The sequence below is a fragment of the Paraburkholderia sp. BR10954 genome (assembly GCF_040965775.1).
GTDB lineage: Bacteria > Pseudomonadota > Gammaproteobacteria > Burkholderiales > Burkholderiaceae > Paraburkholderia > Paraburkholderia youngii.
Genome location: NZ_JBFRCK010000145.1, coordinates 1 through 2,300 on the forward strand (window position 1 = coordinate 1; position 2,300 = coordinate 2,300).

Sequence of the window (2,300 nt, forward strand, 5' to 3'; positions counted from 1 at the left end):
CAGGGGTTCCTGCATCTCATCCATTCCGCGCATCGCATCCGCTGCCAAAGATCATGAACACGATATCCATAACGCCCGTCCCTCAAACCCCGTTTACACGGGACCCAAATTCAACAGCCTGCTAGGCAGTATGTCGGTGTCTATCAGACCTCGAAAACAGCACTCAATGCGATAACGCAGGCGTTCGCCATCGAGCTGGAGTGGAACCGGTATTAAGGTCAATGCAGTCTGTCCAGGGTTCACAGCACTGACTTGAGCAACCACGCACCCGGAGCTGGGTGAGTCGAGGATGCGGCCCGAGAGCCGGTCCGCCTTGCCCTCCTTGACAGAAACGGGCCGACCGGCACCTTTTCGAACGCAACGGGTCCGCTTCCCTGGTGAGTTAGTCCACAAAGATGGGATGCCGAGCAGTGTCAGATGCATGCTTCATCCGGGCCCAACGGTGCGGCTTCGTGGGCGCCTTTGCGCTCCAGATAATGTCCGACGCGGCGATTTCGCATGCGCAAGTGAGACAAGCTACGCCGTTGGACCTGACTGTCCCGAGCGAGTCGAGCGGGCTCCAGTCAATTTCAGACACCCTGACTTGTGTTGCGGCAGCTGCCCCGCAATGGAATAGCACCCCTAGCGTCATTGGAAGGCACGCAACGATGAGCTGCTTTGCGAATACCATGCACGCGCTGTGTCTCATGCTAGCCCACGAGCCGAGGTGAGCGCGAACGTCACACTGTCCGCTGCTTGTAGATGGCGTGCTGCGCAAGCCGGCGCCGGTTTTCCCGGCAGTTGGCGGCGGACCCCCACATGACCAGCGTACCCAAGCAGCCGATGATCGACACCACGCGCCACCCGGTCGGTGGCTAACGTTGCGCGCAGGCACTAACCACCATGCGAACAGTGCGACCGGCACGCACCGCTCTTCGGCGAGTTCGTCGATAAGTACCAGTCACAACCAGCAGATGTTCGCGTCGATGCCCGCGATCAGCGCCGCAGATAAATTACACACGGATGGTCGTGGGCAATTCATCAAAAAACTCTATCGAATATAGAAGCAGCGAGACCGTAAGGTCGTCTTGCTCCTAGAGCGGTTGGCGAGGGGGACCAACCAAAAGGCGCCGATGAAGAGACGCATTTAGCTGCTTCTATCGATATCCACTCCTTCAAGATTTGGGGCATCTTCCAGGACGAATCTGGCGATGCTTGCATCGTATTTCGCGCCCCTGCCCCCCAAGGCAACCGTCGCTCGCTGCGCGCTGAGAAGCAACTCCTTAAGAGCAAGCTTGATCGTAGATGGGGTGTCGAATCTGCCCTTCGGCCCCGATAGAGTCAGAGCGCCTACTAGCTGACCGGTTGAATCGAACACCGGCACCGATGCTGATGTCGTTTCAGGATCGCGTTCACCGTATGAGACCGCGCACAATTGTTCCCGCACCTGATTCCAGCGCGGATCTGACGATTCAGAGAAAGCGAGCAGTACTTTGCCGGAGGCGCCGTTGTCAATCGGGAATTCCTCCCCAATACGTATCGCTACTCTCACGCTTCTCGAAGGCTCCACGCGGTACAGAACCAAGCGCTGGTCACCTTGCCGCACATAGAAAGATGCCGTCTCGCCCAAGTCTCGACTGAGCTGCTGAAGGATCGGTTCCACCACTGGACCGACTTGAAACGACCGCTGGTAAAGCATTGCGAGCCGTAGCGGTTGAGGTCCGATAGAGTACTGACCGTCATTCAACTTCCGGATAAATCCGCCGTGCTCTAAAGCGCCGAGCAACCGCAAGACCGTACTTTTATACAAACCGGCACGGCGCGAAAGCTCGGTTAGCGTCAACTGGTCGTCGGTCGGGCCGAATGCGCTGAGAATAGCAAAAGCTCGGTCAAGAACCGCGACTCCGCTGCTTGTCTTCGATGCGTCGACTGAACGCTGCCCGTCGTCGGGCCCAATGCCAGTCATTTCTTCCCCCTCCGGTCAATTGCCGTCACTTTACGGTTTCGCTTGACAGAACTCAAGTTTCACTTTGGCATAAGGGTTTACCCTCATTAACGAGATTAACCCGACCATCCAGAGTTCTCTCACGTAGATCTATGGTCTATTCGATAGAACCATGGAGTTACTCGTGAATACCCCGAATCCCAAGTGTTGATCAGCGAGGTCGGGCCGCGCGAGGGATTGCAGAGCGTTAATGCGGATTTCGGCGAACGTGACCGCCGATTTCGGGAACGTGACCGATTCGGCGGGGTTGGGGCGTTGCGCGGTGTCGATTGTAGTTTTCCTTGTCAGTTCTGGTCGAGTTCGGGCTCCAGGACGT

1 protein-coding gene and 1 pseudogene are annotated in these 2,300 nt (G+C 57.1%); one reads left to right on the forward strand and one right to left on the reverse strand.

Going from position 1 to position 2,300, the window contains the following annotated elements; genetic code table 11:
• Positions 1 to 123: 123 nt before the first annotated feature.
• A pseudogene (locus AB4Y34_RS41430) lies at positions 124 to 381 on the forward strand (SDR family oxidoreductase); the annotation flags it as partial.
• A 745-nt stretch (positions 382 to 1,126) separates the two neighbouring features.
• Here AB4Y34_RS41430 and AB4Y34_RS41435 read toward each other — a convergent pair.
• Positions 1,127 to 1,945, reverse strand: a complete 819-nt coding sequence (locus AB4Y34_RS41435) for an IclR family transcriptional regulator (RefSeq protein WP_176369955.1) — start codon at positions 1,943 to 1,945, stop codon at positions 1,127 to 1,129.
• Positions 1,946 to 2,300: the final 355 nt, after the last annotated feature.